Origin of the sequence: Streptomyces sp. NPDC007917 (assembly GCF_042959105.1) — a bacterium.
Classification (GTDB): domain Bacteria; phylum Actinomycetota; class Actinomycetes; order Streptomycetales; family Streptomycetaceae; genus Streptomyces.
Genome location: NZ_JBIBKK010000001.1, coordinates 57,811 through 82,012, shown reverse-complemented (window position 1 = coordinate 82,012; position 24,202 = coordinate 57,811). Strand labels below are relative to the sequence as shown.

At 73.8% G+C, this 24,202-nt stretch carries 23 protein-coding genes; 9 read left to right on the top strand and 14 right to left on the bottom strand.

Annotation, left to right across the window (positions count from 1 at the left end; translation table 11 throughout):
• Positions 1-66: 66 nt before the first annotated feature.
• From ACFZDL_RS00390 to ACFZDL_RS00370, 5 genes are all read left to right on the top strand, one after another.
• The gene (locus ACFZDL_RS00390) at positions 67-2,085 is read left to right on the top strand and encodes a prolyl oligopeptidase family serine peptidase (protein WP_353590545.1); all 2,019 of its coding nucleotides are present in this window, start codon (positions 67-69) and stop codon (positions 2,083-2,085) included.
• 51 nt (positions 2,086-2,136) lie between these two features.
• Complete coding sequence (locus tag ACFZDL_RS00385; RefSeq protein ID WP_353590544.1) at positions 2,137-2,910, top strand: 4'-phosphopantetheinyl transferase superfamily protein; 774 nt, start codon at positions 2,137-2,139, stop codon at positions 2,908-2,910.
• Between the two features lie 44 nt (positions 2,911-2,954).
• Positions 2,955-3,509 carry a GNAT family protein gene (locus ACFZDL_RS00380; protein WP_353590543.1) on the top strand — a complete coding sequence of 185 codons (555 nt, stop codon included), beginning with the start codon at positions 2,955-2,957 and terminating at the stop codon, positions 3,507-3,509.
• Between the two features lie 107 nt (positions 3,510-3,616).
• Positions 3,617-5,752 carry a DUF5107 domain-containing protein gene (locus tag ACFZDL_RS00375; RefSeq protein ID WP_353590542.1) on the top strand — a complete coding sequence of 712 codons (2,136 nt, stop codon included), beginning with the start codon at positions 3,617-3,619 and terminating at the stop codon, positions 5,750-5,752.
• Between the two features lie 60 nt (positions 5,753-5,812).
• Positions 5,813-6,217, top strand: coding sequence for a DUF5709 domain-containing protein (locus ACFZDL_RS00370; protein ID WP_353590541.1), 405 nt, complete (start codon positions 5,813-5,815; stop codon positions 6,215-6,217).
• 25 nt (positions 6,218-6,242) lie between these two features.
• Here ACFZDL_RS00370 and ACFZDL_RS00365 read toward each other — a convergent pair whose 3' ends face one another.
• The 4 genes from ACFZDL_RS00365 to ACFZDL_RS00350 form a co-directional block, all read right to left on the bottom strand.
• A complete protein-coding gene (locus tag ACFZDL_RS00365) occupies positions 6,243-6,602 on the bottom strand; it encodes a VOC family protein (RefSeq protein WP_353590540.1) in 360 nt (119 codons plus the stop codon).
• A gap of 87 nt (positions 6,603-6,689) precedes the next feature.
• The gene (locus ACFZDL_RS00360) at positions 6,690-7,514 is read right to left on the bottom strand and encodes a methyltransferase domain-containing protein (RefSeq protein ID WP_353590539.1); all 825 of its coding nucleotides are present in this window, start codon (positions 7,512-7,514) and stop codon (positions 6,690-6,692) included.
• 122 nt (positions 7,515-7,636) lie between these two features.
• A complete protein-coding gene (locus ACFZDL_RS00355) occupies positions 7,637-8,017 on the bottom strand; it encodes a DUF2795 domain-containing protein (protein WP_353590538.1) in 381 nt (126 codons plus the stop codon).
• Between the two features lie 23 nt (positions 8,018-8,040).
• Complete coding sequence (locus ACFZDL_RS00350; protein WP_353590537.1) at positions 8,041-9,207, bottom strand: Vms1/Ankzf1 family peptidyl-tRNA hydrolase; 1,167 nt, start codon at positions 9,205-9,207, stop codon at positions 8,041-8,043.
• 290 nt (positions 9,208-9,497) lie between these two features.
• On the opposite strand from ACFZDL_RS00350, the gene ACFZDL_RS00345 reads away from it, so the two are divergent.
• From ACFZDL_RS00345 to ACFZDL_RS00335, 3 genes are read left to right on the top strand one after another with little or no spacing between them, the layout of a single operon-like run.
• Positions 9,498-9,848, top strand: coding sequence for a phage holin family protein (locus ACFZDL_RS00345; protein WP_353590536.1), 351 nt, complete (start codon positions 9,498-9,500; stop codon positions 9,846-9,848).
• A 38-nt stretch (positions 9,849-9,886) separates the two neighbouring features.
• Entirely contained in the window at positions 9,887-10,936 is a 1,050-nt protein-coding gene (locus ACFZDL_RS00340) for an SDR family oxidoreductase (RefSeq protein ID WP_353590535.1), read from the top strand.
• Positions 10,937-10,940: 4 nt separating this feature from the next.
• Positions 10,941-11,573, top strand: a complete 633-nt coding sequence (locus tag ACFZDL_RS00335; RefSeq protein ID WP_353590534.1) for a TIGR03086 family metal-binding protein — start codon at positions 10,941-10,943, stop codon at positions 11,571-11,573.
• A 78-nt stretch (positions 11,574-11,651) separates the two neighbouring features.
• On the opposite strand, the gene ACFZDL_RS00330 is transcribed toward ACFZDL_RS00335, so the two are convergent.
• The 9 genes from ACFZDL_RS00330 to ACFZDL_RS00290 all read right to left on the bottom strand — a co-directional run bounded on the left by ACFZDL_RS00330 (position 11,652) and on the right by ACFZDL_RS00290 (position 22,646).
• Entirely contained in the window at positions 11,652-13,748 is a 2,097-nt protein-coding gene (locus ACFZDL_RS00330) for a catalase (protein WP_353590533.1), read from the bottom strand.
• The gene (locus tag ACFZDL_RS00325; protein ID WP_353590532.1) at positions 13,745-14,302 is read right to left on the bottom strand and encodes a type 1 glutamine amidotransferase domain-containing protein; all 558 of its coding nucleotides are present in this window, start codon (positions 14,300-14,302) and stop codon (positions 13,745-13,747) included. Before ACFZDL_RS00325 ends, ACFZDL_RS00330 begins: the two co-directional genes overlap by 4 nt.
• A 133-nt stretch (positions 14,303-14,435) precedes the next feature.
• Complete coding sequence (locus ACFZDL_RS00320; protein ID WP_391189744.1) at positions 14,436-15,575, bottom strand: enolase C-terminal domain-like protein; 1,140 nt, start codon at positions 15,573-15,575, stop codon at positions 14,436-14,438.
• Positions 15,572-17,287 (bottom strand): GMC family oxidoreductase, encoded by a 1,716-nt coding sequence (locus ACFZDL_RS00315; RefSeq protein WP_353590530.1) that lies wholly within the window; start codon positions 17,285-17,287, stop codon positions 15,572-15,574. The genes ACFZDL_RS00320 and ACFZDL_RS00315 overlap by 4 nt, the downstream gene beginning before the upstream one ends.
• Positions 17,284-17,862, bottom strand: coding sequence for a gluconate 2-dehydrogenase subunit 3 family protein (locus ACFZDL_RS00310; RefSeq protein ID WP_353590529.1), 579 nt, complete (start codon positions 17,860-17,862; stop codon positions 17,284-17,286). The genes ACFZDL_RS00315 and ACFZDL_RS00310 overlap by 4 nt, the downstream gene beginning before the upstream one ends.
• A 68-nt stretch (positions 17,863-17,930) precedes the next feature.
• Positions 17,931-18,410, bottom strand: coding sequence for a hypothetical protein (locus ACFZDL_RS00305; RefSeq protein WP_353590527.1), 480 nt, complete (start codon positions 18,408-18,410; stop codon positions 17,931-17,933).
• A 6-nt stretch (positions 18,411-18,416) separates the two neighbouring features.
• The gene (locus tag ACFZDL_RS00300; RefSeq protein ID WP_353590526.1) at positions 18,417-20,228 is read right to left on the bottom strand and encodes a thiamine pyrophosphate-requiring protein; all 1,812 of its coding nucleotides are present in this window, start codon (positions 20,226-20,228) and stop codon (positions 18,417-18,419) included.
• A 22-nt stretch (positions 20,229-20,250) separates the two neighbouring features.
• Positions 20,251-21,216: an LLM class F420-dependent oxidoreductase gene (locus ACFZDL_RS00295; RefSeq protein ID WP_353590525.1), complete on the bottom strand. Its 966-nt coding sequence runs from the start codon at positions 21,214-21,216 to the stop codon at positions 20,251-20,253.
• Positions 21,217-21,371: 155 nt separating this feature from the next.
• Positions 21,372-22,646: a PAS domain-containing protein gene (locus ACFZDL_RS00290; protein WP_353590524.1), complete on the bottom strand. Its 1,275-nt coding sequence runs from the start codon at positions 22,644-22,646 to the stop codon at positions 21,372-21,374.
• Between the two features lie 190 nt (positions 22,647-22,836).
• Here ACFZDL_RS00290 and ACFZDL_RS00285 point away from each other — a divergent pair, with 190 nt between their 5' ends.
• Positions 22,837-23,613, top strand: a complete 777-nt coding sequence (locus tag ACFZDL_RS00285) for a GAF and ANTAR domain-containing protein (RefSeq protein ID WP_353590523.1) — start codon at positions 22,837-22,839, stop codon at positions 23,611-23,613.
• On the opposite strand, the gene ACFZDL_RS00280 is transcribed toward ACFZDL_RS00285, so the two are convergent.
• On the bottom strand, positions 23,555-24,163 hold the full coding sequence (locus tag ACFZDL_RS00280) for a hemerythrin domain-containing protein (protein WP_353590522.1): 609 nt from the start codon (positions 24,161-24,163) through the stop codon (positions 23,555-23,557). The two genes, ACFZDL_RS00285 and ACFZDL_RS00280, sit on opposite strands and share 59 nt — an antisense overlap.
• Positions 24,164-24,202: the final 39 nt, after the last annotated feature.

Sequence of the window (24,202 nt, the reverse complement as noted above, 5' to 3'; positions counted from 1 at the left end):
TGTCGTTGTCCCGAACTCATCACAAAGTCAGCGGCATTGGGGTTAGGTGACGGAATGGGTGACGGGATGGGAGACAGCACGGTGGCCACGGCCCCCTACGGGGCCTGGCGGTCCCCGATCGACGCCGCGCTCGCCGCGTCGCACGACGGCCGCCCGGAGTACGTGGGCACGGTCGGCGACGAGGTGTGGTGGACCGCGCCGCGCCCCGACGAGGGCGGGCGCCGCACGCTGATGCGGCGCCGGCCCGGCGGGGCGGAGGCCGACGCGCTGCCCGCGCCGTGGAACGTGCGCAGCAGGGTCATCGAGTACGGCGGCCTGCCGTGGGCCGCCGTGCCCCGCCCGGCGGGCGGCCCGCTCGTCGTCTTCGCGCACTTCGCCGACCAGCGGCTGTACGCGTACGAGCCGGACCACCCGGAAGGCGCCCCGCCGCGCCCGCTGACCCCGGTCTCGGACGTCGGCGGCGGGCTGCGCTGGGCGGACCTGCGGCTGCACGCCGACCGCGGTGAAGTGTGGGGCGTGCTGGAGGAGTTCACCGGCGAGAGGCCGACCGACGTACGCCGCGTGATCGCCGCGGTGCCGCTGGACGGCTCGGCCGCCGACGACCGCGCCGCGGTGCGCGAGCTCTCCGACGACCGCCACCGCTTCGTCACCGGGCCCCAGCTCTCCCCGGACGGGCGGCGGGTGGCCTGGATCGCCTGGGACCATCCGCGGATGCCGTGGGACGGCACGGTGGTGATGGTGGCGGACGTGGCGGAGGACGGCCGCTTCCAGGGTGTGCGCCCAGTGGTGGGGGAGACGGACGAGTCGGTGGTGCAGGTCGAGTGGGACGCCAACGGCACCCTGCTGTTCGTCTCCGACCTCAGCGGCTGGTGGCAGTTGCAGCGCATCGACCCCGACGCGACAGGCAACGGCGTCATCCCGAGCACCGCGGTCGGCCCCCACCGCCAGGAGGAGTTCGGCGGGCCGCTGTGGACGCTCGGGCGGCGCTGGTTCGCGCCGCTGGCCGACGGGCTGATCGCCGTCGTGCACGGGCGGGGCGCCGCCCGGCTCGGCATCCTCGATCCGCGCACCGGCGAATTGGTCGACGCGCCGGGCCGCTGGACCGAGTGGGAAGCGACGCTCGCCGTGGCCGGCAGCCGGGTCGTCGGCGTCGCCGCGAGCCCGCACAGCTCGTACGAGGTGGTGGAGCTGGACACCCGTACCGGCCACGCCCGGGTCATCGGCGCGGCGCACACCGACGCGGTCGACCCGGCCTACTACCCGCAGCCGGTGGAGCGCACCTTCACCGGGCCGGGCGGCCGGGAGGTCCACGCGCACATCTACCCCCCGCACAACCCCGGCCACACCGCGCCCGACGGCGAGCTGCCGCCGTACGTGGTGTGGGCGCACGGCGGCCCGACCGACCGCGCCCCGCTCGTGCTCGACCTGCAGATCGCGTACTTCACCTCGCGCGGCATCGGCGTCGCCGAGGTCAACTACGGCGGCTCGACGGGCTACGGCCGCGCCTACCGGGACCGGCTGTGCGAGCAGTGGGGCGTGGTGGACGTCGAGGACTGCGCGGCCGTCGCCGAGGCGCTGGCCGAGGAGGGCAGCGCCGACCGGGCCCGGCTCGCCATCCGGGGCGGCAGCGCGGGCGGCTGGACCGCGGCCGCTTCCCTCGCCGCCACCGGGCTGTACGCGTGCGGCACGGTCAAATACCCGGTCCTCGACCCCACGGACTGGACCGACGACGGGACGCACGACTTCGAGTCGCGCTACATGGAGTCGCTGATCGGGCCGCCGGCGGAGGTCCCCGACCGCTACCGCGACCGCTCACCGGCCCATCACGCCGACAAGGTCTCCGCGCCCTTCCTGCTGCTGCAGGGGCTGGACGACCCGGTCTGCCCGCCCGCGCAGTGCGAGCTCTTCCTGCGGGCGGTCGCCGGGCGCGGCGTCCCGCACGCGTATCTCACCTTCGAGGGCGAGGGCCACGGCTTCCGCCGGGCGGACACCATGATCCGCGCCGTCGAAGCCGAACTCGGCCTGTACGCACGGGCGTTCGGGCTGACCCCGCCCGGCATTCCGGCCCTGGAGCTGGCCGAGTGAACCGCGTACCGTGAACCGAGCCCGCCTCACCGACCCATCTGGAGGAGCGAGTTGACATCCCCAAGGGCGCCGCGCGTCGTCGGCCGCGATCCGCTGCCCGCAGCCGTGGCCGGCGCGTGGCCCGACGGGCCCGAGACCTGGCTGCTCAGCGTCTCCCGGTACATCTCCGCCATGGACGAGGGCGCGCCCGCCAAGATCCTCGACGCGGAGGAGCGGGAGCGCGCCGCGAGGTTCGTACGGACGGAGGACCAGCAGCGGTACACGGCCGCGCACCTGGGCCTGCGGGAACTGCTCGGCGCCTATCTGGACACCGAGCCCGCGGCGGTGCCGTTCACCCGGGAGGACTGCCCCGGCTGCGGCGGACCCCACGGCCGCCCCGCCGTCGTCGGCACGCCGCTGCACTTCAACATGTCGCACGCCGGTGACCTGGTGCTGTTCGCCTTCGCGGGCTCGCCGATCGGCGCCGATGTGGAGAAGGTGCAGCCCGCCTCCGTCGTGGACCAGGTCGCCCAGAGCCTGCACCCCACCGAGCGCGCCGAGCTGGCCGCGCTCGCCGAGGCCGACCGCCCCGCCGCCTTCGCGCGCTGCTGGACCCGCAAGGAGGCGTATCTCAAGGGCATCGGCACGGGCCTGTCCCAGGACCCGGCGATCGCTTACGTCGGCACGGGCGAGCGGCCGGTGCCGGTCGGCCCATGGACGCTGACCGACCTGCCCACCGACCACCTGGCCACGGCCGCCGCCGATTCCGCCGGACCCGCGGCGTCAGCCGCTGATGTCACCGTCGGGTACGCGGCGGCGTACGCGCTGCTGGAGGAGGCCTCGTAGGGATGTGCTGGACGGGTACCGGCCCGGCGGGCTTAGATGTGCGAATGCCCGACACGCCGTACGTCGCCGTGGGACCCCGCGTGGCCATCCGCCACACCGAGCGCACCGACCGCGCGGAGTTCACCCGGCTCGCCCGCACCAGCGCCGCCCTCCACCACCCGTGGCTGACCGCGCCCTCCACCGACGAGGCCTTCGACACCTTCATGACGAAGCTGGAGCGGGACGACCACGAGGGGTTCCTGGTCTGTCTGCCCCAGACCGGCGCGATCGCCGGCTTCATCAACATCAACAGCATCGTCCGCGGCGCCTTCCAGTGCGGTTTCGTCGGCTACGGGGCCTTCGCGCCCCACGCCGGGCACGGCTATGTCTCCGAAGGGCTCGGGCTGGTGCTGGGCCATGCCTTCGGGCCGCTCGGGCTGCACCGCATCGAGGTCAACATCCAGCCCGGCAACGAGGGGTCGCTGGCGCTGGTGAAGCGGTACGGCTTCCGGCTGGAGGGCTTCTCGCCCGACTACCTCTACATCGAGGGCGCGTGGCGCGACCACGAGCGCTACGCCATCACCAGCGACATGTTCCACGCACAGAGCTGGCGCCTCTGATCAGCTTCAGCTGACGCTCTGTTCAGCTCGGCCCCGCCGTTGTTCCATGGTCACCGGACGGTCGCCGCAGCCGGGGGCGACCCACGGCAGTCGGAGTGAGGCAGCCCGTGGCCACGAGCCTGCGACGTACCACCCTGACCCTTCCCGCCGCCCCGCTCGGGCCCGAGAACCCCCTGCCCGCGCTGCGGCTCCCGCGCGAGGTGCACCGCATCGACGAGGCCACGCGCGCCACGCTGCCCGCCGACATGGCCCGTCAGTCCGCCTACGAACCGCTGGGCTCGGTGCTGCCGGTGCGGCTGCGCGACGGCTACGGGCGCGGGCGGGCCCCCGCCGGGCTCGACGCCCTCGTCCTCGAGAACGACCGGCTGCGGGTCACCGTGCTGCCCGGCCTCGGCGGCCGGGTGCACTCCCTCCACCACAAACCGACCGGCCGTGAACTCCTCTACCGCAACCCGGTGCTGCAGCCCGCCGACTTCGGGCTGAGCGGCGCCTGGTTCTCCGGCGGCATCGAGTGGAACATCGGCGCCACCGGCCACACCACCCTGGCCTGCGCCCCGCTGCACGCCGCCCGCGTCCCCGCGCCCGACGGCGGCGAGATGGTGCGGCTGTGGGAGTGGGAGCGGCTGCGCGACCTGCCCTTCCAGGTCGACCTGTGGCTGCCCGAGGACTCCGACTTCCTGTACGTGGGCGTACGCGTCCGCAACCCGCACCACCAGCCCGCGCCCGTCTACTGGTGGTCCAACATCGCCGTCCCGGAGGCGGAGGGCACCCGCGTCCTCGCCCCCGCCGACGCCGCCTGGCACTTCGGCTACAGCCGCACCCTGCGCCACGTTCCCGTCCCCGAATGGGACGGGGAGGACCGGACGTACCCGCTGCACGGCGCCTACCCCGCCGACTACTTCTACGACCTGCCCCAGGACGCGCGCCCCTGGATCGCCTCCCTCGACCGGGAGGGCCACGGCCTCGTCCAGACCTCCACCGACCTGCTGCGCGGCCGCAAGCTCTTCCTGTGGGGCGCGGGGCCCGGCGGCCGGCGCTGGCAGCGGTGGCTGACCGAACCCGGCACCCCCGGATACGCCGAGATCCAGGCCGGGCTCGCCCGCACCCAGCTGGAGCACGTCCGGCTGGACGCGGGGGAGGAGTTCGCCTGGCTGGAGGCGTACGGACCGCTGGCCGCCGACCCGGCGGCGGTCCACGGTGGCAACTGGGCGGCGGCCCGGCGGGAGGTCGAGGCCCGGCTGGAGTCCGCCGCGCCGCGTGCCGCCGTGGCGGCGGCCTACGCTGCCTGGCGCCCGTACGCCGACGCCGAGCCCGGGGAGCGGCTGGCCACCGGCTCCGGGTGGGGCGCGCTCGAGGTCGAGCGCGGCGGCTACCGGCTGCCCGGCACCCCCTTCCCCCCGGACACGCTCGGCGAACCCCAGGAGCCGTGGCGCCGCCTGCTGCGCACCGGCACTTTTCCGGCCTGGGAGGCGGGCGGTCCCCCGGCCGACCCCGGCTGCTCCCTGACCGCCCCCGCCTGGCGCGACCTCCTGGAGTCGGCGCCCTCCACGGCCGCCGCCGAATACCACCTGGGCGTGGCCCAGTGGCACGCGGGCGACCACGCCCAGGCCACCCGCAGCTGGGAGAGGTCGCTGCGGTGCACGGAGACGCCGTGGGCACTGCGCTGCCTGGCCGTCGCCGACACCGCCGCCGGCCACCCGTCCCGCGCCGCGGAGCGCCTGAGGCGCGCGATGGACCTGATCCTCGCCGCGGCCCGGACCTCGGACCCGGCCCCGGCCCTGGCGTCGGTCTCGGGGGCGGCCCCGGCGGCCCCGGCGGCGGCCCCGGGCCTGACGGGAGGCCTCGGCGGCGCCCCGGCCGCCGAGGCCGGGACGGAGGCCGCCGAGGCCGCGCTCGGGCGTGAGACGGTGGCCGCGCTGCTCGCGGTGGGGCGCGCGGAGGAGGCCCGTACGGTGCTCGACGCGTTGCGCCCCACCATCCGTGAGCGCGGTCGCTTCCGGTTGCTCACGGCGCAGGTGCTGCTGGCCCAGAACAAGGCCGGGGCCGCCCGGGCGATCTTCGACGAGGGCTTCGAGGTGGCGGATCTGCGCGAGGGCGACGAGACGATCAGCGACACCTGGTACGCGATCGCGGAGCGGCTGATCGCGGGTGACGGCGAGCCGGTGACCGACGCCGTACGGGAGCGGGCGCGCGCCTGGCACCCGCTCCCGGAGCGGTACGAGTTCCGGATGCGGCCCGCATAAGGGCGGCCGTCAGGGGCACTCGGCGGACCTCCGGAACCACACACGGAAGGAGCCGCGACCGTGAAGACGCCGCACGACCCCGGCGCCGACCCCGAGGACGAGGGGATCCCGGACCTGCAGGACGGCACCCCCGAGCAGCAGCGCGCGAGCGATCCGCAGCAGTTGCCGGTGCCCGGTGACGAGCCGACGATCGCCGGGTACCGCTCGACCACCAACGAGGGCGCGCGGGAGCGCGAGTCCCTGGACGAGCGGCTGCGGGACGAGGAGCCGGAGCCGTGGGAGCGGCCCATCGAGGCGGAGGAGGAGCGGGCCGGGCTGCTCTACGACGAGCCCGACCCCGATCTGCCGCGCGAGCAGGACGTCTACTCCCAGGAGGGGTCGACCAGCGGGCTGTCCGCCGAGGAGGACGCGGTCCGGATCAAGGACGACGAGGACCTCGGCGAGGAACCCTTCCCGCCGGCCTGAGAGCCGGCGGGAGGGAGGGTGGCGCTCAGGCCGCCTGGCCCTGATTGCGGTCGACGTATTCGAAGACCGAGCCGTCGGGGTGGCGGGCCACCAGGTTGCGGCCGATCGGGGTGGGCAGCGGACCGGCGATGATCTCCGCGCCCACCGCCTTCAGATCGGCCACGGCCTCGTCCACGTCCGTCACCGCGAGCGTCGCCGTGACCTTGCGGAGGATGGACAGCTCCGCCTCGGGACCGCTCATCAGGAAGAAGCAGCCGACGGCCGCCACCGCGACACCGCCGCGCTGGAAGCGCAGCGCCTCGGCGCCGGTCAGCCGTTCGTACACGGCGATCGCCGCGTCCAGATCCTTGACGCACACCCGTAGCGAGGTCCCGAGAATGTCCATGCGGGCGAGCCTAGTTGACGAGGCGCCGGGCGTCATACGGGGCGTGAGCCCGCGCGGCGGGCGTGGTACAGGCGCCGTATGCGCCGCTCAGACGCGGCAGACGAGTTCCCCGTGCAGCACGGTGAACCAGCCGTCCTCCGCCGCGCCCCACTCGCGCCACGCGTCCGCGATCCGCCGCAGCTCCTCCTCCGTGGCGTGGCCGCCCTCCACCGCCAGCCGGGCGTAGGACGAGGCGACGGTGCGGTCGGCCCACAGGCCGCTCCACCACTCCCGCTCCTCGGGCGTGGCGTAACACCATGTCCCGGCGGTCGCGGTGATGTCGGTGAAGCCCGCCCGGCGGGCCCAGGACAGCAGTCTGCGGCCGGCGTCCGGCTCGCCGCCGTTGGCGCGGGCCACCCGCTGGTAGAGGGCCAGCCAGCCGTCCAGTCCGGGGACGGACGGGTACCACGTCATGGCGGAGTAGTCGGAGTCGCGTACCGCCACGATGCCGCCCGGCTTGCACACCCGGCGCATCTCGCGCAGCGCGGCCACGGGGTCGCCCAGGTGCTGCAGCACCTGGTGGGCGTGGACGACGCAGAACGAATCGTCGGGGTGGTCCAGTTCGTAGACGTCGCCGACCGCGAAGTGGACGTTGGACACTCCGCGCGCCGCGGCCATCGACCGGGCCTGCTCCAGGACGCCGGGTGCGGCGTCCACCCCGACGACCTCGCCCTGGGGGACCAGTCCGGCCAGGTCGGCGGTGATGGTGCCGGGTCCGCAGCCGATGTCCAGAATCCGCATATGGGGCTTGAGCAGGCCGGTCAGATACGCCGCGGAGTTGGCCGCGGTGCGCCAGGTGTGCGAGCGCAGCACCGACTCGTGGTGTCCGTGGGTGTAGACGGTGGCGGCGGCTGTGCCGGTGTCGTCGGGCATGGCTCGACTCCCCTTCGAGGCGACCTGATGGGCTGTCGCCACCGTACGCCGCCATCTCGTATCGCGAGAGTGGCGTCTCACCATACGGGCGAACGGTATGGGTGAAGGGGGTGTCCCGGGTGTTACGTCCTGGGGTGCAGGCCGAGCCCGGAGACGAGCTCCTGCACCGTGCGGTACGTACGGTCCTCGGGCAGCCGGTCGCCGACCAGCTCGATCAGCCGGTCCGGGGCGTGCGCCTCGTGCAGGGCGTGCAGCAGGGCCCCGCGTTTGGCGGGGAACGGCGTACGCCCCAGGTGCCGGGCCAGTTCGAACCGCAGCGCCTCCGCCTCGCCGCCCGCGCCGCGCGGCGGCGCCGTGGTGGCCTCGGGGTCGTCGTCCGCGGCCGGCTCCGGGTCGTACCACTCCTCGGCCCGGGTGGGGTGGCCCGAGCGGATCAGGCCCTGGAGCTCGTGCTTCATCTCGTCGTCCTTGCGGACGCTCAGCCGGTCACTGCCTCGTTGCATGTCGTCGTCCTCACCTTCGCGGTTCACGGCTCGGCCGGGCTGCCCTCGTAGGGCCAGCGCAGCAGCGCCCCGAGCCCGCCGACCGGCAGGGCGTCCGGGTCGTCGGGCGCGGTTCGCACGGCGACCGCCTCGGCCCCGGTGGCGGCGGCGGAGCGGATCAGCGCGTCGTCCGCGCGGGCCGCCGAGGGCCGGGTGTCGCCCAGGTACTGGATGTCGGTGCGGCGCAGCGCCACTTGGTCGGGGTCGGCGCCCACCCACACCTCGCGGTAGACATCGGCGCCGTCGGGCCGCACCAGCAGGGTGTCGATGCGGTGCTCGCGCGCCGCGTCGACGAGCGTGGGCACGCCCTCGGCCGCGTCCAGCCGCCCGTCGGCGGGTACCCGGCCCGCCCGGAACCGCTCGACCGCGTCGTCGGTGTGGTCCCGTATGTGCCGGGCGCGCGCCTCGTCCACATCGTGGTCGAGCAGCCGGGCGGCGCGGGTGCCGCGCGGGGCCGAGCCCAGGGCCCGGCCGCCGTGTTCGGTCTCGACGGTCGCGGAGCGCAGCTGCTCGGGCAGCCGGTCGTGCACGGCCCGCCGCCCTCGTGCGTCGCCGACCAGGACCAGCAGGTCGGCGTTGGTCTGCTCCTGGCGGGCGCGCAGCTCCTCGGCGATCCGGGCGGCGTTGTGCTCCCAGGTGTTCTCGACCTTGAGCTGGAAGTGGCGCTCGGACCAGTCGGCGGTGGCGGTGCGGTGCACCGGCCACTGCTTGCCGCTCAGCCGCCCGGCGGAGGTGGCGCCCCGCACGCCGCGCAGCTCGAAGTCGGCGCCCGTGCGGTCGATGTACGCCACCAGGCACGACGGGTCCTCCCCGCCGAGGTCGAGCAGCGGCCCCACGTGCGGCAGCGCCGACCAGCAGGCCCGCACTCCGCCCGGGGAAGCGGTCAGGGGCGGGTCGAGCACCACCTCGCCGTGGGTGGCGAAGACGGCCCGGCCCACCGGCTCCGCCGCGGGCGGCAGCGCGCACAGCGCGTCGTACACCGCGCGGTAGGTGTCCTGATCGGCGCCCTGCTGCTGCAGCCGGCGGCAGGCGGCGCGTGCGGAGCGCTCCCGCTCCTCGGCCGATGACTGGTCGTGGTGCGAGGTGTCGAAGTAGACGGTGGCCCAGGGGCCTGGGCGTTCGAAGAGCGGATTGAGGAATCCGAGTTGCATGTGTTCCCTCCCGGGAGGTCCCGGTTTCGCGTCCTCCCCGCGTACCCGTGGCGCGGCCATCGACACGAGGTTTGACGATGCCGGGGATGGGGACCCGACGGTCGGCCGAGCGGCCATCGGGAGTGAGGGACGACATCGGGCGCGGGAGATCAGGGGCCCGCGCCCGATGCCGTGTCCGCTCGTCGCGACGCGTGACCGGTGGCACCGCCACTCCCGCCGTGTTAGGCCGTCGGGGGCATGGGTACCTGTCGCTTATGACTGATAAGTCGAATTCCGGAGCAGGAGATCATGTGCCCGGCTTCTCGGCCGGGGACCTGTCAGAACCCATGGCCCGCGCCATCCGCGAGCAGGTCCGGGAAGAGGTGCGCCTCGTCCGCGACGAGCTGGGCGCGGAGCTGCGCGAGCAGTCCGGGCGGCGCACCGTGCGGCTGTACGCCGGCGCGGCAGCCGCGGCCCTCTACGGAGGCGGTGCGCTGGCCGCGTGCCTGGTGCTGCTCTTCGGGCTGGCGATGCCCGTGTGGATCGCCGCGCTGATCGTCGGTGTGCTGCTGACCGTGGTCGCCGCCGCGCTCAAGAACTCCGCCGGAACGCACCCCCACGCGGCGTCGCACCGGCTGTGGCCGCATCACGGGACCCGCTGAGACGGTGTGCCGAGCGCGCGCCGGGAGGGGAGCCGAGTATGGGGAAACTGCCAGGAACGGGGGCGCACCATCGGCCCAAGGTCGTGGTCGTGACCGGTGCCAGCGCCGGCGTGGGGCGGGCCACGGCCCGCGCCTTCGCCGACCGCGGTGACCGGGTGGCCCTGCTGGCCCGTGGCGGCGAGGGGCTGGCCGCCACCGCCGAGGACGTGGTGCGGCGCGGTGGAGAGGCGCTGGTCGTGCCGCTGGACATCGCCGACCACAAGTCGGTGGACGAGGCCGCGGTGCAGGTCGAGGAGGAGTTCGGGCCCATCGACATCTGGGTGAACAGCGCCTTCACGACCGTGTTCGCGCCCTTCACCGAGGTGGGCCCGGAGGAGTTCCGGCGGATCACCGAGGTCACGTATCTGGGCTTTGTGAACGGCACCCGCGCCGCCCTGCGCCATATGCTGCCCCGCGACCGCGGCACCGTCGTGCAGGTCGGCTCCGCGCTCGCCTACCGCGGGGTCCCGCTGCAGGCCGCCTACTGCGGCGCCAAACACGCCATCCAGGGCTGGAACGAGTCCGTGCGCTGCGAGCTGTTGCACCGTCGCAGCGGGGTGCGGGTGACGATGGTGCAGCTCCCGGCCGTCAACACGCCGCAGTTCGACTGGGTGCTGACCCGACTGCCGCGCAAGGCCCAGCCGCTGCCGCCCATCTACCAGCCCGAGGTCGCCGCCCGCACCGTACGGTACGCGGCCGACCACCCGCGGCGCCGGGAGTACTGGGTCGGCGGCAGCACCGCCGCCACCCTGCTGGCCAACCGCGTCGTCCCCGGTCTGCTGGACCGCTACCTGGCCCGTACCGGCTTCGACGCCCAGCAGCGCCCCGAACCCGCCGACCCGGACACCCCGGGCAACCTGTGGCTGCCCGCGGACGGCTCCGGCGGCCACGACTTCGGCGCGCACGGCAGCTTCGACGACCGGACGGCGCGCCATGTGGTGCAGCCCTGGCTCGCCCGCCACCGCCCCGGCCTCCTCCTGACGGCCGCCGCCGTGGCCGCCGGGGCCTGCGGCGCGCTCGCCGCCACCCGACTGCGCGAGAGGAAGTGACGCCATGGCTGACCAGGAACGGGATCGGGACCGGGAGCGGGATCGACAGGCCGAGCGGTCCGGCCGCGACAATCCGCTGCTCGCCAGGCACGGCGAGGCGCTGGAGCTCTTCACCGAGCGGGTGCACGCCATCCGGCCGGACCAGTGGGACGATCCGACGCCGTGCACCGAGTGGACCGTGCGCGACCTGGTCAACCATCTGGCGGTCGAGCAGATGTGGGTGCCACCGCTGGTACGGGAGGGCCGCACGATCGCCGAGCAGGGCGACAGCTTCGAGGGCGACCTGCTGGGGGAGGACCCCGTCGCCGCCTGGGACGAGGCGGCCACCGCGGCCCGCGAGGCGTTCACCGCCCCGGGGGCCCTGGAGCGTACGGTCGAGCTCTCCTACGGCGAGAGTCCCGCGGCGGAGTACTGCGCGGAGATCACGATCGACGCCGCGGTCCACGCATGGGACCTGTCCCGGGCCATCGGGGCGGACGAGCGGATTCCGAAGGCGCTGGTGGACTTCTCGGTGCGGGCGGTGGCGCCGTACGCGGCCGACCTGGAGAAGAGCGGGATGTTCGCCGCCGCCGTCGAGCCCCCGCCGGGGGCCGACGCCCAGACCAAGTTGCTCGCCCTCCTCGGCCGCGAGGCCTGAGCGCCGGAGACAGAAAACAGCAACAGAAACGGGCACCGCGCCCCGGGCGCGGTGCCCGTACCCGTTGCCACTCGGCCCTCAGCAGCGCAGCCGGGGGCGGTCCCAGTGCCGGTGGGCGGCGATGGCCTCGGTGAAGGCCTGGGTGAACTCCTCGCTCGCCGTCCCGGTCGTGGCGTCCGTGACCACGCCCCGGTCCGCGCACACATGCCCGTGGCCCGAGGCGATGTGCAGCCCCTCCGGCTCCAGCGCGGACAGGATGCCCACGCCCGAGCCCAGCGCCCCGATCGCCTTGCCGTGCCGGTAGGCGTCCCGGACGAACCGCATCGCCGCCTCGTCCGACCTCAGCTCCGGGGTGCCGGTCGGCCCGCCGGGCAGCAGCACCGCGTCGTAGAGCACCGAGGCGACCGTCGGCAGTGCCCGGTCCACCGCGTAGCCGTTTCCGTCGCTGCCGAGCACCTTGCCGTCGTGCCCGGCCAGGGCCTCGACGACCGCGCCCTGCGCGCTCAGCGCCTCCTGGGCCTGGGTGAGCTGGTCGGTGTCCACTCCGTCGGTCACCAGCACCGCGATCTGGCGGGTGCGGATGGAGTGGTCGCCGCGCAGGTTCTCCAGGCTGAGGGCGGGGGAGGCCAGCGGCTTGTGTTCGGTGTTCACGGGGGTGGGCGGCGCCACCCCGATGCCCTCGGCCACGGCCGTCGCCAGGGCCGAGTCGATGTGTGCCAGCTCGCCGACCGTACGCTCGCGCACCTGCACGGCGCCGACCTTGCCGAGCTCGAAGCGGAAGGCGTCGACGATGTGCCGCCGCTCCCAGTCGCTCATGCTGTTCCAGAACAGCGCCGCCTGGCTGTAGAAGTCCTTGAAGCTCTCGCTGCGCTTGCGGATCTTGGCGCCGTCGACCCGCTCGGTGTAGTGCGAGAACGCGTACCCGTCCGCGCCGGCGAGGGCCGGGCAGCCGCCACCCAGCGAGTTCGGGGAGTAGCTCGTCCCGCTGTGGATCGCGGACTGGTGGTAGCCGTCGCGCTGGTTGGTGCGGACCGGGGCGACCGGCCGGTTCACCGGGATCTGCGCGAAGTTGGGCCCGCCCAGCCGGATCAGCTGGGTGTCCAGGTACGAGAAGTTGCGGGCCTGCAGCAGCGGGTCGTTGGTGAAGTCGATGCCGGGCACCACGTTGGCCGTGTGGAAGGCCACCTGCTCGGTCTCCGCGAAGAAGTTCTCCGGGTTGCGGTCGAGCACCATCCGGCCGATGGGCCGCACCGGCACCTGCTCCTCCGGAATGATCTTCGTGGCGTCGAGCAGATCGAAGTCGAAGGTGAACTCGTCCTCCTCGGGGACCAGCTGCACCCCCAGCTCGTACTCCGGGTACTCGCCCGCCTCGATCGCCTGCCACAGGTCGCGCCGGTTGAAGTCCGGGTCCCGGCCCTGGCACTCCTGCGCCTCGTCCCAGACCAGCGAGTGCACCCCGAGCTTGGGCTTCCAGTGGAACTTCACAAAGGTGCCCCGGCCCCGCGCGTCCACGAACCGGAAGGTGTGCACCCCGAACCCCTGCATCATGCGGTAGCTGCGCGGGATGGCCCGGTCGGACATCAGCCACATCATCATGTGCATGGTCTCGGGCTGCAGCGACACGAAGTCCCACAGCGTGTCGTGTGCGGACGCGCCGGTCGGGATCTCGTTGTGCGGCTCCGGTTTGACCGCGTGCACGAAGTCGGGGAACTTGATGCCGTCCTGGATGAAGAACACCGGCATGTTGTTGCCGACCAGGTCGTAGTTGCCCTCGGAGGTGTAGAACTTCGTGGCGAAGCCCCGCACATCGCGCACCGTGTCCGCCGAGCCGCGCGGCCCCTGCACCGTCGAGAACCGCACGAACACCGGGGTGCGCACGGACGGGTCCTGCAGGAAGGCGGCCCGGGTGAACTCCGCGCAGGACTCGTACGGCTCGAAGTAGCCGTACGCGCCCGCGCCGCGCGCGTGCACCACCCGCTCCGGGATCCGCTCATGGTCGAAGCGCGTCAGCTTCTCGCGGAAGTGGAAGTCCTCCATCAGGGTCGGGCCGCGCTCGCCCACGCTGAGCGAGTCATCGGTGTGGTCGACCGCCACCCCCTGGTCCGTGGTCAGCGGTCCCTCGGCGGGGTCGGCGGCGCGGTACATCTCGCGCTGGCGTTGCTTTCGATCGGTCATCGGGACGCTCCCTTCTTGCCGAGCCCGGCGAACACATCGAGGAATGCCTCGCAGAACGCCTTGAGATCGTCCGGCTTACGGCTGGTGATCAGAGTGTTGGGACCGCCCTCGCAGATCCGCACCTGTTCGTCCACCCAGGTGCCGCCCGCGTTGCGGATGTCGGTGCGCAGACTCGGCCAGGAGGTGAGGGTCCGGCCGCGCACCACATCGGCCTCCACCAGGGTCCAGGGGGCGTGGCAGATCGCGGCGACCGGCTTGCCCGCGTCGAAGAAGCCCTTCGCGAACGCCACCGCCCTCTTGTCCAGCCGCAGGAAATCGGGGTTGGCGACCCCGCCCGGCAGCACCAGACCGTCGTACTGGTCGACCGTCGCATCGGTGACGACCTGGTCCACGGCGAAGGTGTCCGCCTTGTCGAGGTGGTGGAACGCCTGCACGCGGCCGGACCTCGTGGACACCAGGCGGGGGGTGCCGCCGGCGCCCCGAACCGCCTGCCAGGGGTCAGTGAGCTCCACCTGCTCAATGCCTTCCGGCGCGACCAGAAAGGCGACCTGCATGGTGTTTCACGTCCTTTCGGCTCCGGGGTGCTCCGGGCTGCTCCGGGTGCTCCGGGTGCTCCGCGGGGCGGGTAGCCAGCCGGATGGGGCCGAAACCGGAAACGTCACGGACGAGGGCGGACGGGGAGGTGTGTCACAGCACGCGATACGCGGTGGCGGCTTCGTGCCGGAAGGCCATGCCGTGGCCCGGCTCGCCGCTCGCACCCGGCCGCACCGTGCCACCTGTGGGGTCGAGCGCGCCCGTGAAGAACGCGGACTCGATGCGCACGTGGTCGTGAAACCATTCTAGGTGGCGCAGATTGGGCACGCACGCGGCGGCGTGGGCGTGTGCGTGCGGCGCGCAGTGCCCGGACAGCTCCAGACCGTGGGCCTCGGCGACGGCCGCGGCGCGCAGCCATACGGTGAGCCCGCCGCAGCGGGTGATGTCCGCCTGCAGACAGTCGACGACCGGCGTCATCCGGGCGAAGTACGACAGGTCGTAGCCGTACTCGCCGGCCGCCACATCGCTCACCACCTGGTCGCGGACGACCCGCAGCCCCTCCAGGTCGTCGGAGGACACCGGCTCCTCGAACCAGCCGACTCCCTGGTCGGCCAGCGCATGGCCCACCCGCACCGCCTCCTTGCGGGTGTACGCGCCGTTGGCGTCCACGTACAGCTCGGCGTGCGGGCCGATGGTCTCCCGGGCGTGGCGCACCCGGGCCAGGTCGCGCTCGACGGCCCGGCCCCGGTCCTCGCCGATCTTGATCTTGACGCGCTCGATGCCGTGTCCGTGCACCCAGCCGGTGAGCTGGGTGGCCAGATGGGTGTCGTGGTACGTGGTGAAGCCGCCCGAGCCGTAGACCGGCACCCGCTCGTGCACCGCGCCGATCAGATGGACCAGCGGCACATCCAGCAGCCGCGCCTTGAGGTCCCACAGCGCCAGGTCCACGGCGGAGATCGCGCAGGCCACCAGGCCGGGGCGGCCGGCGTTGCGCACCGCGCGGCTCATCGCCTCGTTCGCCCCCGGCACATCCAGCGGGGAGCGCCCCAGGACCTCGCCGCGCAGCAGGTCGCACACCACCGATCCGGCGTCCGCCGGGGCGTAGGTCCAGCCGAGCCCGGTCGTCCGCCCGGCGCGGGCCTCCACCACCACCAGCGTCGTCTCGGTCCAGGCGAGGGTGCCGTCCGCCTCGGGGGCGTCGGTCGGCACCGTGTACGCCGTGACGTCGAGCCGGTCGACCTTGAGGTCCGTCGTCCTGCCCGTCTTCGGGTCCGTCGTCGCGTCCATCGTCATGTCCGCCTTCGTGACCTGGCCGCCTTCCCGGGGGGTGTCTCGGGGACCCGGCTGCGGATCAGTCGGTCCGCCGCCCGGTCCGCGAGCGCCATGATCGTCAGGGCCGGGTTGGCGCTGCCCTGCGTCGGCAGCACGCTGCCGTCGGTGATGAACAGATTGGGCACCGCGAAGGTGCGCAGATCGGAGTCCACCACGCCCTCCTCGGGGGTGCGGCCCATCCGGCAGCCGCCCACCAGGTGCGCGTAACGCTCGACGGTCATCAGCTCGCCCGCCCCGGCGGCGCGCAGGACGTCCTCCATGACCGTCCGGGCCGCGGCCATCAGCAGGTCGTCATTGGCGCACCGGCTGTGGTCGAAGCGGGCCACGGGCAGGCCCAGCCGGTCCTTCTCGTCGGCGAGCGTGACCCTGTTGCCGGGCTGGGGCAGGAACTCGCACAGCGCGCCCAGGGTCGCCCAGTGCACATAGTCCCGCATCCGGGAGCGCAGATCGGCGCCCCAGTGGCCCTGCGCGGCGACGTGCTCGGCCCAGATGATCGGCAGCGGGGACACCGTCTGGACCGAGAAGCCGCGCCGGTACGGCTTGGCCGGGTCGGTCTCGTAGAACTCCTCGCTGGACACCTCGGGCGGCGGCGCCTTGTACATCCGGATCTCGTCGGGGAAGCGGCCCGCGGTCTGCGGGGCGCCCTGGACCATCACATAGCGGCCCACCAGGTCGTGGCCGTTGGCCAGGCCGTGCGGATGGCCGGGGCCCGCGGAGTTCAGCAGCAGCCGCGGGGTCTCGATGGAGTAGCCCGCCACCGCCACCGCCCTGGCCCGCTGGAGGCGCTCACGGCCACCGCGTACGTACGCCACGCCCGTCGCGCGCCGCCCGGCGGGGTCCATGACCACGCGGGTGGCCATCGCGCCGTCGCGGATCTCGGCGCCGTGCGCGAGGGCGTCGGGGACATGGGTGATCAGCGGCGACGCCTTCGCGTCCACCTTGCAGCCCTGGAGGCAGAAGCCCCGGTAGACGCAGTGCGGGCGGTTGCCGAACCGTCCGTTGGCGATGGCCACCGGCCCGACCCGGGCCTCGATGCCCAGCCGCGCGCAGCCCTCCAGCATCACCTCGCCGTTGCCGCCGACCGGGTGCGGGGCGTGCGGATGGGGGTGCGGATCGCCCCACGGCCAGTACTGGCCCGCCACCGGCAGCTCCTGCTCCAGCCGCTCGTAGTACGGGCGCAGCTCCTCGTAGCGGATCGGCCAGTCGGCGCCCACCCCGTCCTCGGTGCGGGTACGGAAGTCGGAGGGGTGGAAACGCGGCACGTAGCCCGCGAAGTGCACCATCGAACCGCCCACCCCGCGCCCGGAGTTGTTCGCCCCCAGCGGCACGGGATGGCTGCCGCCGATGACACGCGGCTCGTTCCAGTACAGGTTGCGGGAGCCCGCCTCGTCGCTCACCCAGTCCTGCTCCGGGTCCCAGAACGGCCCCGCCTCCAGGCACACCACCCGCCACCCGGCGTGTGCCAGCCGCTGGGTGAAGGTCGCGCCGCCGGCGCCGCAGCCGATGACCACCATGTCGACCTCGTCGTCGTCCTCGAACCGCCGCATGGAAGGGCGCAGCCGGGTGACATGCGGCAGCCAGGCCGAGGCGTTGCGGGCCCGCACCGAACCCTGGGGGCGCAGCGTCTCGCGCAGGGTGCCGGTGGCCGGGCGCCACCACCGCGCCCCGCTCACCGGCCCGTCTCCGCCCCGTCCTGGGCGGGCGCGGTCTCCCACGGCTCGCGCGCCCCGCGCCCCAGCCGCATATAGCCGCGCGGGTAGGCCGGGCCGCCGAAGCCGATCTCGTCCCAGGCGTACGGGTGGGCGTAGTACGCGGTGCACGCGTAGCGGGTCCACAGCGTCCAGACGTGTCCGGCAGGCATGCCGTACCAGTCGTGGCTCCCCAGGTCCTGGATGTGGCGCAGCAGCCGGTGCCGGTCGCCGTGGGTCACCTGGCCGAAGGTGCGGCCGTCGTGCCGCACGGCGACCTCCTCGTCCAGCGCGGCCAGCGAGCGGCGCCACGCCTCGTCGTCCTCCGGCATGTCCGCGAACCGCCAGCCCTCGAACTCGCGGGCGGCCAGCCGGGCGTCGATCACCGGCAGCACGGGGATCGGCGGACCGTCGGGCCGGCACGCCAGCAGCAGATCCAGCAGCGGCCCGGCGGCCGCCTCCTCGGCCGGGGTGAAGAAGGACAGCGGCGGCCGAGGGCCGAGCCGGGCCAGCACCACCCCGGCCGTCGCCGCGTCCCAGGTAGAGGCCTGAGCCAGCACGCCGCGCCTTTTCAGCGGCTCGGTTCTCCCCCAGCTACCGCTGGGAGCGGGGGCGGGGCGCCGCGCCGTCATCGCTCCCGCCGGAGCACGCTCGCGAGCAGTCCCATCCCGCCCACCATGCACATCAGCAGCGGCGCGAACAGCGGGGGACCCAGCTCGATGTTGTAGCGGGCCATCCGCCAGCCGCCGGGCTTGGCGGCGATCCCGCGCACATGCAGATAGGTGCCCTGCAGGCCGTTGGCCACGATGGCGGCCGAGGCCAGTGGCAGCGCGGTGTGCGCGGCCCGCTCGCTCGCGTACCCCGCCACGCCCGCGGCGACACCGACCGGCCCGAGCGCCACCGGCCACCACATCACGCGGTTGCCGAACCCGGCCCGGTCGTGTTCCAGGAAGATCTCGGCCGCCGTGATCGCCGAGCCCGCGGCGGTCAGCAGCGAAAGCGACCGCTCCAGCCGGCCGTGCCGCACCTCGTGGGCGAGCCGTACGGCGCGGCGGGCGGCCGGGCGCCGCGCGGGGCCGCCCCGCACCTGGTGCGTGAGTGCTCTCACATCCCGTCACCCCTCGCTCTTCTTGCCGCGGTGCTGCCGGTGCGGCAGGAACTCCTGCACCTTCGCCTTGATGCCCTGGCGCACCATGCCCGTCCGGTCCGTATCGCCCTTGACGATCGACTCGAGGGTGGCCTCCATCTGCTCCCAGGTCGCGTGCGGCGGGATCGGCGGCACATCGGGGTCGGTCAGGAACTCGACCACCGCCGGGCCGTCCGCGTTCAGCGCGTCACGCCACGCCTGCTCCACGTACTCGGGCTTCTCCACCCGGATGCCGGTCAGCCCCAGCGACTGGGCGAACCGCGCGTACTGCACATCCGGGATCGCTTGCGAGGGCAGGAACTGCGGGGCTCCGCTCATCGCCCGCATCTCCCAGGTCACCTGGTTCAGGTCGTGGTTGTTCCACACCCCGATCACCAGCCGGGGGTCGTCCCACGCCTGCCGGTACTTGGCCGCGGTGATCAGCTCGGCCATGCCGTTCATCTGCATCGCGCCGTCCCCGACCAGCGCCACCACCGGCCGGTCGGGCGCGGCGAACTTCGCGCCGATCGCGTACGGCACCCCGGAGCCCATGGTGGCCAGCGTGCCGGACAGCGAGCCGCGCATCTGGCCGCGCATCCGCACATGGCGGGCGTACCAGTTGGCCACCGAGCCCGAGTCGCAGGTGAGGATGGCGTCCCCGGGCAGCAGCGGATCGAGGCAGTGGGCGACGTACTCGGGGTTGATCGGATCGGCGGTCACCTCGGCGCGCCCCCGCATCGCCTCCCGCCACCGCCGCACCCCCGCGACGATCTCCTCCTGCCATGCGCGGTCCTCCCTGGACCGCAGCAGCGGCATCAGCCGCCGCAGGGTCTCGCGGGCGTCACCGACCAGGTTGACCTCGTACGGGTAGCGCATGCCGATCATGTGCGGATCGAGGTCGATCTGCACGGCCCGCACCTTGCCGAACTCCGGCAGGAACTGGGTGTACGGGAAGCTGGAGCCGATCGTCAGCAGCGTGTCGCAGTCCCGCATCAGCTCGTACGAGGGGCGGGTGCCCAGCAGCCCGATGGAGCCGGTGACATACGGCAGCTCGTCGCTGAGCACATCGAGGCCCAGCAGCGCCTTGGCCACCCCCGCGCCCAGCTGCTCGGCGATCGCCTCGACCTCCGCCCGCGCCCCCGCGGCGCCCTGGCCGACCAGGATCGCCACCTTCTGGCCGGCGTTCAGCACATCCGCGGCGCGCTCCACCGCGCTCGCCGAGGGCACCGCCGACCAGCCGCTGCGGTCCAGGCTGGAGGGGACCATCTTGAACTCGTGGGTGGGCGGGGAGTAGTCCAGCTCCTGGACGTCCGCCGGGATGATCACGGCGGTGGGGGAGCGGCGGGCGTACGCGGTGCGGATCGCCCGGTCGAGCACGTTCGGCAGCTGCTCGGGGACCGTCACCGTCTCCAGGAAGTCGGACGCGACGTCCTTGAAGAGGGTGTGCAGGTCCACCTCCTGCTGGTACGAGCCGCCCATCGCGCTGCGGTGTGTCTGGCCGACCAGCGCCACCACCGGCGCGTGGTCGAGCTTCGCGTCGTACAGGCCGTTCAGCAGGTGGATCGCGCCGGGGCCCGATGTCGCCGCGCAGACCCCGAGCCGCCCGCTGAACTTGGCGTACCCGACGGCCTCGAACGCGGCCATCTCCTCGTGCCGCGCCTGCACGAACCGCGGCTCGTTGTCGGCCCGCCCCCATGCGGCGAGCAGGCCGTTGATTCCGTCGCCCGGGTAGCCGAAGACATGTCGGACACCCCACTCGCGCAGCCGGGCGAGCACATAGTCGGCGACTTTCTGAGTCATGGTGGTCACTCCTTCGCCCGGCTCAGCCGGTCAGCTGCGGCAGCACCTTGGTGCGGTAGAAGTCGAAGAAGCCGCGCTGCTCGGGGCCGATCTGGTTGACGTAGACGGTGTCGAAGCCGGCGTCGGCGTACGCGCTGAGCGCGGCCACATGCGCGTCAGGGTCGTCGCCGCAGGTCACCTGCTGGGCCAGCTGCTCGGCCGGGACGAGCTCGCTGGCCTGTTCGAAGTGGGCCGGGGTGGGCAGCACCTGCGACAGCTCGCCCGGCAGCGCCATGTTCGGCCACAGCCGGTGGACGGTGCGCAGCGCCTCGTCGGCGTCCGGGCCGTAGCACACCTTCAGACCCCCGCGGGCCGGTTTGGCGTTGCCGCCCGCGCCGCTGCCGCGCCGGAACCGCGCGACCAGCTCGGCGTCGGGGACCATCGTGATGAAGCCGTCGCCGACCCGCCCGGCCAGCGCGGCGGCGGACGAGCCGAACGCCGCGATGTCGATGGGCACCGGCTGCTCGGGCAGCGTGTACAGGCGGGCGTTCTCCACCGTGTAGTGCTTGCCGTGGTGGCTGACCTCGTGGCCCTCGAACAGCTGGCGGATCACCGTCACGGCCTCCTCCAGCATCTCCAGCCGCATGGCCGCCTGCGGCCAGCGGTCGCCCAGCACATGCTCGTTCAGCGCCTCTCCGGTGCCCACCCCCAGCCGGAAGCGGCCCTCCAGCAGCACCGCGCTGGTGGCGGCGGCCTGGGCGACGATCGCCGGATGGATACGGGTGGTGGGGCACGTCACCGCGGTCTGCACGGGCAGTGAGGTCGCCTGGGCGAGCGCGCCGATCACCGACCAGACGAACGGGGACTGGCCCTGCGCCCCGTTCCAGGGGTGATAGTGGTCGGAGATCCACAGGTGGGAGAAGCCCGCCTGTTCCGCCATCCGCGCCTGCTCGACGAGCTCGGCGGGCCCGTGTTCCTCGGCGGCCAGGAAATAGCCGTACTCGGTCATGGGGCCCTCCTCGTACGCTCGTGCCGGCAAGGCACCGACGCCGCTGACGGGCGCTGGTGCCACGGGGCGACGGGTAACCGGGGCGCGGGGAAGGAAACATCATCCGGGCAGGCGAGCGGCACCGGACGGGGGTGGGAGGGCCTGCGGGCGCGGGTTTACGAGCCGGGCGCCGCCGCGCGCTCGGCCGCCTGCTGCGCCTCTTGTCCTTGGTGCTCGTGGTGGTCCTGGTGCTCCTGGTGTGAGCTTCGGTCCAGCGCCAGGGCGATATGGCGGGAGAGCCGGTCCACCACGCCCGCCTCCGCCATCTCGAACACCCCGCGCCCACCCGTACGGAACAGCGTGAGCGCGCCCAGGACCGGCTCCGCGGGCGAGCTCCGCAGCGGTACGCACAGCAGCGAGGTGACCTCCTCGCGGATCAGAACGGGCACGCCCGAGGCGTCGCGGCCGAAGGCGTCCACGTCATGGGGGCGAACCTGCAGCGCGGAGACCCCGTCGCGGATCGCCTCGGCCACCAGCGGGCAGCCGGCCGGGTCCTGCTCGGCCACCGAGGTCACGCGGCCGTCCGCGGCGTCGGGCGGGCCCAGCGTGACCACCCGGCGGGCGGTCTCGGGCCGCGCCGGGGCGGCGGTCACATCGGCGATCACCCAGTCCGCGAAGCCGCCGTGCAGCACGGCGGCCGCCCGCCCCAGCACGGCCCGCGGCCCGCTGTCGGCGAGCGGCGCCGTGCCGAGCAGCGCCGTGGCCATCTCGTCGATCAGGTCGAGCAGCTCGGCGTGGCGCGTCACCTCGTCCAGGTCGGGCCGGGCCCCCGACGGCCGCTCCCCGGCGGCCTGGCCGGGGACGGTGGGGGCCGCGACGGCCACCGGGCCCTCGCCGGTGGGCTGGAAGGTGGCCAGCACGGCGGAGTGCGGCTCGCCCGGCGGGCGCAGCCCCGCCAGCGTCACCCGCAGCGCCCCGTCGCTCCCGGGCCCCGGCAGATGCACCACCAGGCTGCGCCCGCCCTCCTCACGCGCGACGGCGGCGACCTGGGAGCGCAGCACCGCCCGCCCGTCGCGCCGCAGCGAGTCGGTCAGCGGGCGCCCGGTGGCATAGCCCGCGCGGGTCTGGAACAGCTGGGCGGCGGAGACGTTCATCCGCCGCACCACGCAGTCCCGGTCCAGCAGCACGACGGCGATCGGCAGCCGCTGGAACAGGGCGCGCAGCAGTTGCTGTTCGCGCGGGTCGGTGCGGCCCCCGCCGGGGGGCCGGGCTGCCGCGGCCAGCTGCTCGTACCGCGGCCACAGCACCTCGGCGGCGTGCTGGAGCTCGATGAGCGCGGCGTCCAGTACGGCGAGCCGCTGGTGCGTGGGCAGGGCCCGCGCGGTCTGCAGTTCGGCGACGCGTCTGCGGAAGTCGATCAACTCGGCGCCGTACTCGTTTGCCCCGGACATGCGCACACGGTAACCCGCCCGGAGCGGGGGCATCGCACCATGGCCCGTTTTCCCCCCGGCGGAGCGGGCAGCCGAAAGACGGAACGCACCAAGGAGAGCCCGACGCCGCGCGACGCCCCAGGCGGTGCCCTGGACGCGGTCGGAAAACGTCTGGAAACAGAGCATCTGAGCGGAAGGAGTTGACCCGACCATGCCGGATCGTGCCCTCACGCGCATCTGGTCCTGGGAGACCGACGCACCCTCCCTGGACCGCGGCCTGGCCGAGCTGGCCGAACAGGCCGCCTCCTGCACTCCGGCCAGCTGCGGAGCCACCGCCACCGCCATCCTCGACCCGGCCTCCGGCGGGAGCGCCGTCGAGGAGCAGCCGACCGCGGCCACCCACCCCGACCTGTCCGCGCTGGTCTCGGTGCAGCTGGCCTCGGGTGAGGGCCCGATCCCGGCCGCCCGGGCCACCGGCCGCCCGGAGGGGGCGGACGACCTGTTGTACGACCCGAGGTGGCCGGGCTACCGGGCCAGGGCCCTGGACGCGGGGGTGCGCTCCAGCGCCACCCTGCCGTTCGTGAGCGAGGGCCTGACCGTGACCATCTCCGTCTACGGGCTGCGCCCCGGCCCCCTGGAGGAGGCGGCCCAGGGAGCCACCCGGCTGCTCGGCGACCTCGCCACCGAGAGCCTGGCGCGCGACCGTCGCTACCGCGCCGCCCTCACCGAGATCGACCAGCTGGACACCGCGCTGCGCTCGCGCCCGGTGGTCGACCAGGCGTGCGGGATCGTGATGTACGTGCTGGGCTGCGACGCGGACGTCGCCTTCGACCTGCTGCGGCGCACCTCCCAGCGGACCAACCGCAAGCTGGCCGAGCTCGCGGAGACCGTGGTGCGCACCCGTGGCCGCGGGATCGAGCGGGAACTGCTCAAGATGGGCCGGAAAGCCACTCCCGCACCCGCTGGGTCAGCGGACGCTCCATGCTGACCCCCTCGCCGGCCCCGCCGCCGGACGACGGGTTCCCGGGTGACGGATTCTGTGTCGCGCTGCCCTGCGCCTCGCCGCCCTGGGACCGGCCGGGGTACGGCTGGGCCGGCGTGATGGCCTTGGCCTCGCCGACCCGCAGCCCGAGGGCCAGCCGCTCCTCGGCGGTGAGGCGCTCGCGCAGCTCGGGGAAGATCACGTCCTCCTCGCCCCGGATGTGCATGGACACCACGTCGTACAGCTCGCGGACCAGCGCGTCGAACCGCCGGTCCGCGGTGTCCGTCCGCTCCAGGTCGCCCAGGATCCGCTCGGCCTCGGCAAGCTCCTCGATCTCGCGCTCGGCGACCTCGTCCCCATTGGGCAGCGCCTTGCGGACCGTCGGATACAGATACTGCTCCTCGGCGACCGAGTGCCGCACGATCTCGACGGTGATCCGTTCCACCAGCAGCCGCCGCTCCCCGGGGTCGACGCTCGCCCGGTACCCCTCGAAAAGCTCCTGCACCTCGTGGTGGTCCGAGGTGAGCAGGTCCACCACGTCATGTTGCTGAGGCATCCCTGTCATGCGCGCCGGGTGCCCGCCGCCGGCCCGGGC

Bases quoted from the DNA above. Each gene is read 5' to 3' on its own strand.
- ACFZDL_RS00390 (WP_353590545.1), top strand. From the start codon at position 67: ATGGGAGACAGCACGGTGGCCACGGCCCCCTACGGGGCCTGGCGGTCC.
- ACFZDL_RS00380 (WP_353590543.1), top strand. From the start codon at position 2,955: ATGCCCGACACGCCGTACGTCGCCGTGGGACCCCGCGTGGCCATCCGC.
- ACFZDL_RS00365 (WP_353590540.1), bottom strand. From the start codon at position 6,602: ATGGACATTCTCGGGACCTCGCTACGGGTGTGCGTCAAGGATCTGGAC.
- ACFZDL_RS00360 (WP_353590539.1), bottom strand. From the start codon at position 7,514: ATGCCCGACGACACCGGCACAGCCGCCGCCACCGTCTACACCCACGGA.
- ACFZDL_RS00355 (WP_353590538.1), bottom strand. From the start codon at position 8,017: ATGCAACGAGGCAGTGACCGGCTGAGCGTCCGCAAGGACGACGAGATG.
- ACFZDL_RS00350 (WP_353590537.1), bottom strand. From the start codon at position 9,207: ATGCAACTCGGATTCCTCAATCCGCTCTTCGAACGCCCAGGCCCCTGG.
- ACFZDL_RS00340 (WP_353590535.1), top strand. From the start codon at position 9,887: ATGGGGAAACTGCCAGGAACGGGGGCGCACCATCGGCCCAAGGTCGTG.
- ACFZDL_RS00335 (WP_353590534.1), top strand. From the start codon at position 10,941: ATGGCTGACCAGGAACGGGATCGGGACCGGGAGCGGGATCGACAGGCC.
- ACFZDL_RS00330 (WP_353590533.1), bottom strand. From the start codon at position 13,748: ATGACCGATCGAAAGCAACGCCAGCGCGAGATGTACCGCGCCGCCGAC.
- ACFZDL_RS00325 (WP_353590532.1), bottom strand. From the start codon at position 14,302: ATGCAGGTCGCCTTTCTGGTCGCGCCGGAAGGCATTGAGCAGGTGGAG.
- ACFZDL_RS00320 (WP_391189744.1), bottom strand. From the start codon at position 15,575: ATGACGATGGACGCGACGACGGACCCGAAGACGGGCAGGACGACGGAC.
- ACFZDL_RS00300 (WP_353590526.1), bottom strand. From the start codon at position 20,228: ATGACTCAGAAAGTCGCCGACTATGTGCTCGCCCGGCTGCGCGAGTGG.
- ACFZDL_RS00295 (WP_353590525.1), bottom strand. From the start codon at position 21,216: ATGACCGAGTACGGCTATTTCCTGGCCGCCGAGGAACACGGGCCCGCC.
- ACFZDL_RS00290 (WP_353590524.1), bottom strand. From the start codon at position 22,646: ATGTCCGGGGCAAACGAGTACGGCGCCGAGTTGATCGACTTCCGCAGA.
- ACFZDL_RS00285 (WP_353590523.1), top strand. From the start codon at position 22,837: ATGCCGGATCGTGCCCTCACGCGCATCTGGTCCTGGGAGACCGACGCA.
- ACFZDL_RS00280 (WP_353590522.1), bottom strand. From the start codon at position 24,163: ATGCCTCAGCAACATGACGTGGTGGACCTGCTCACCTCGGACCACCAC.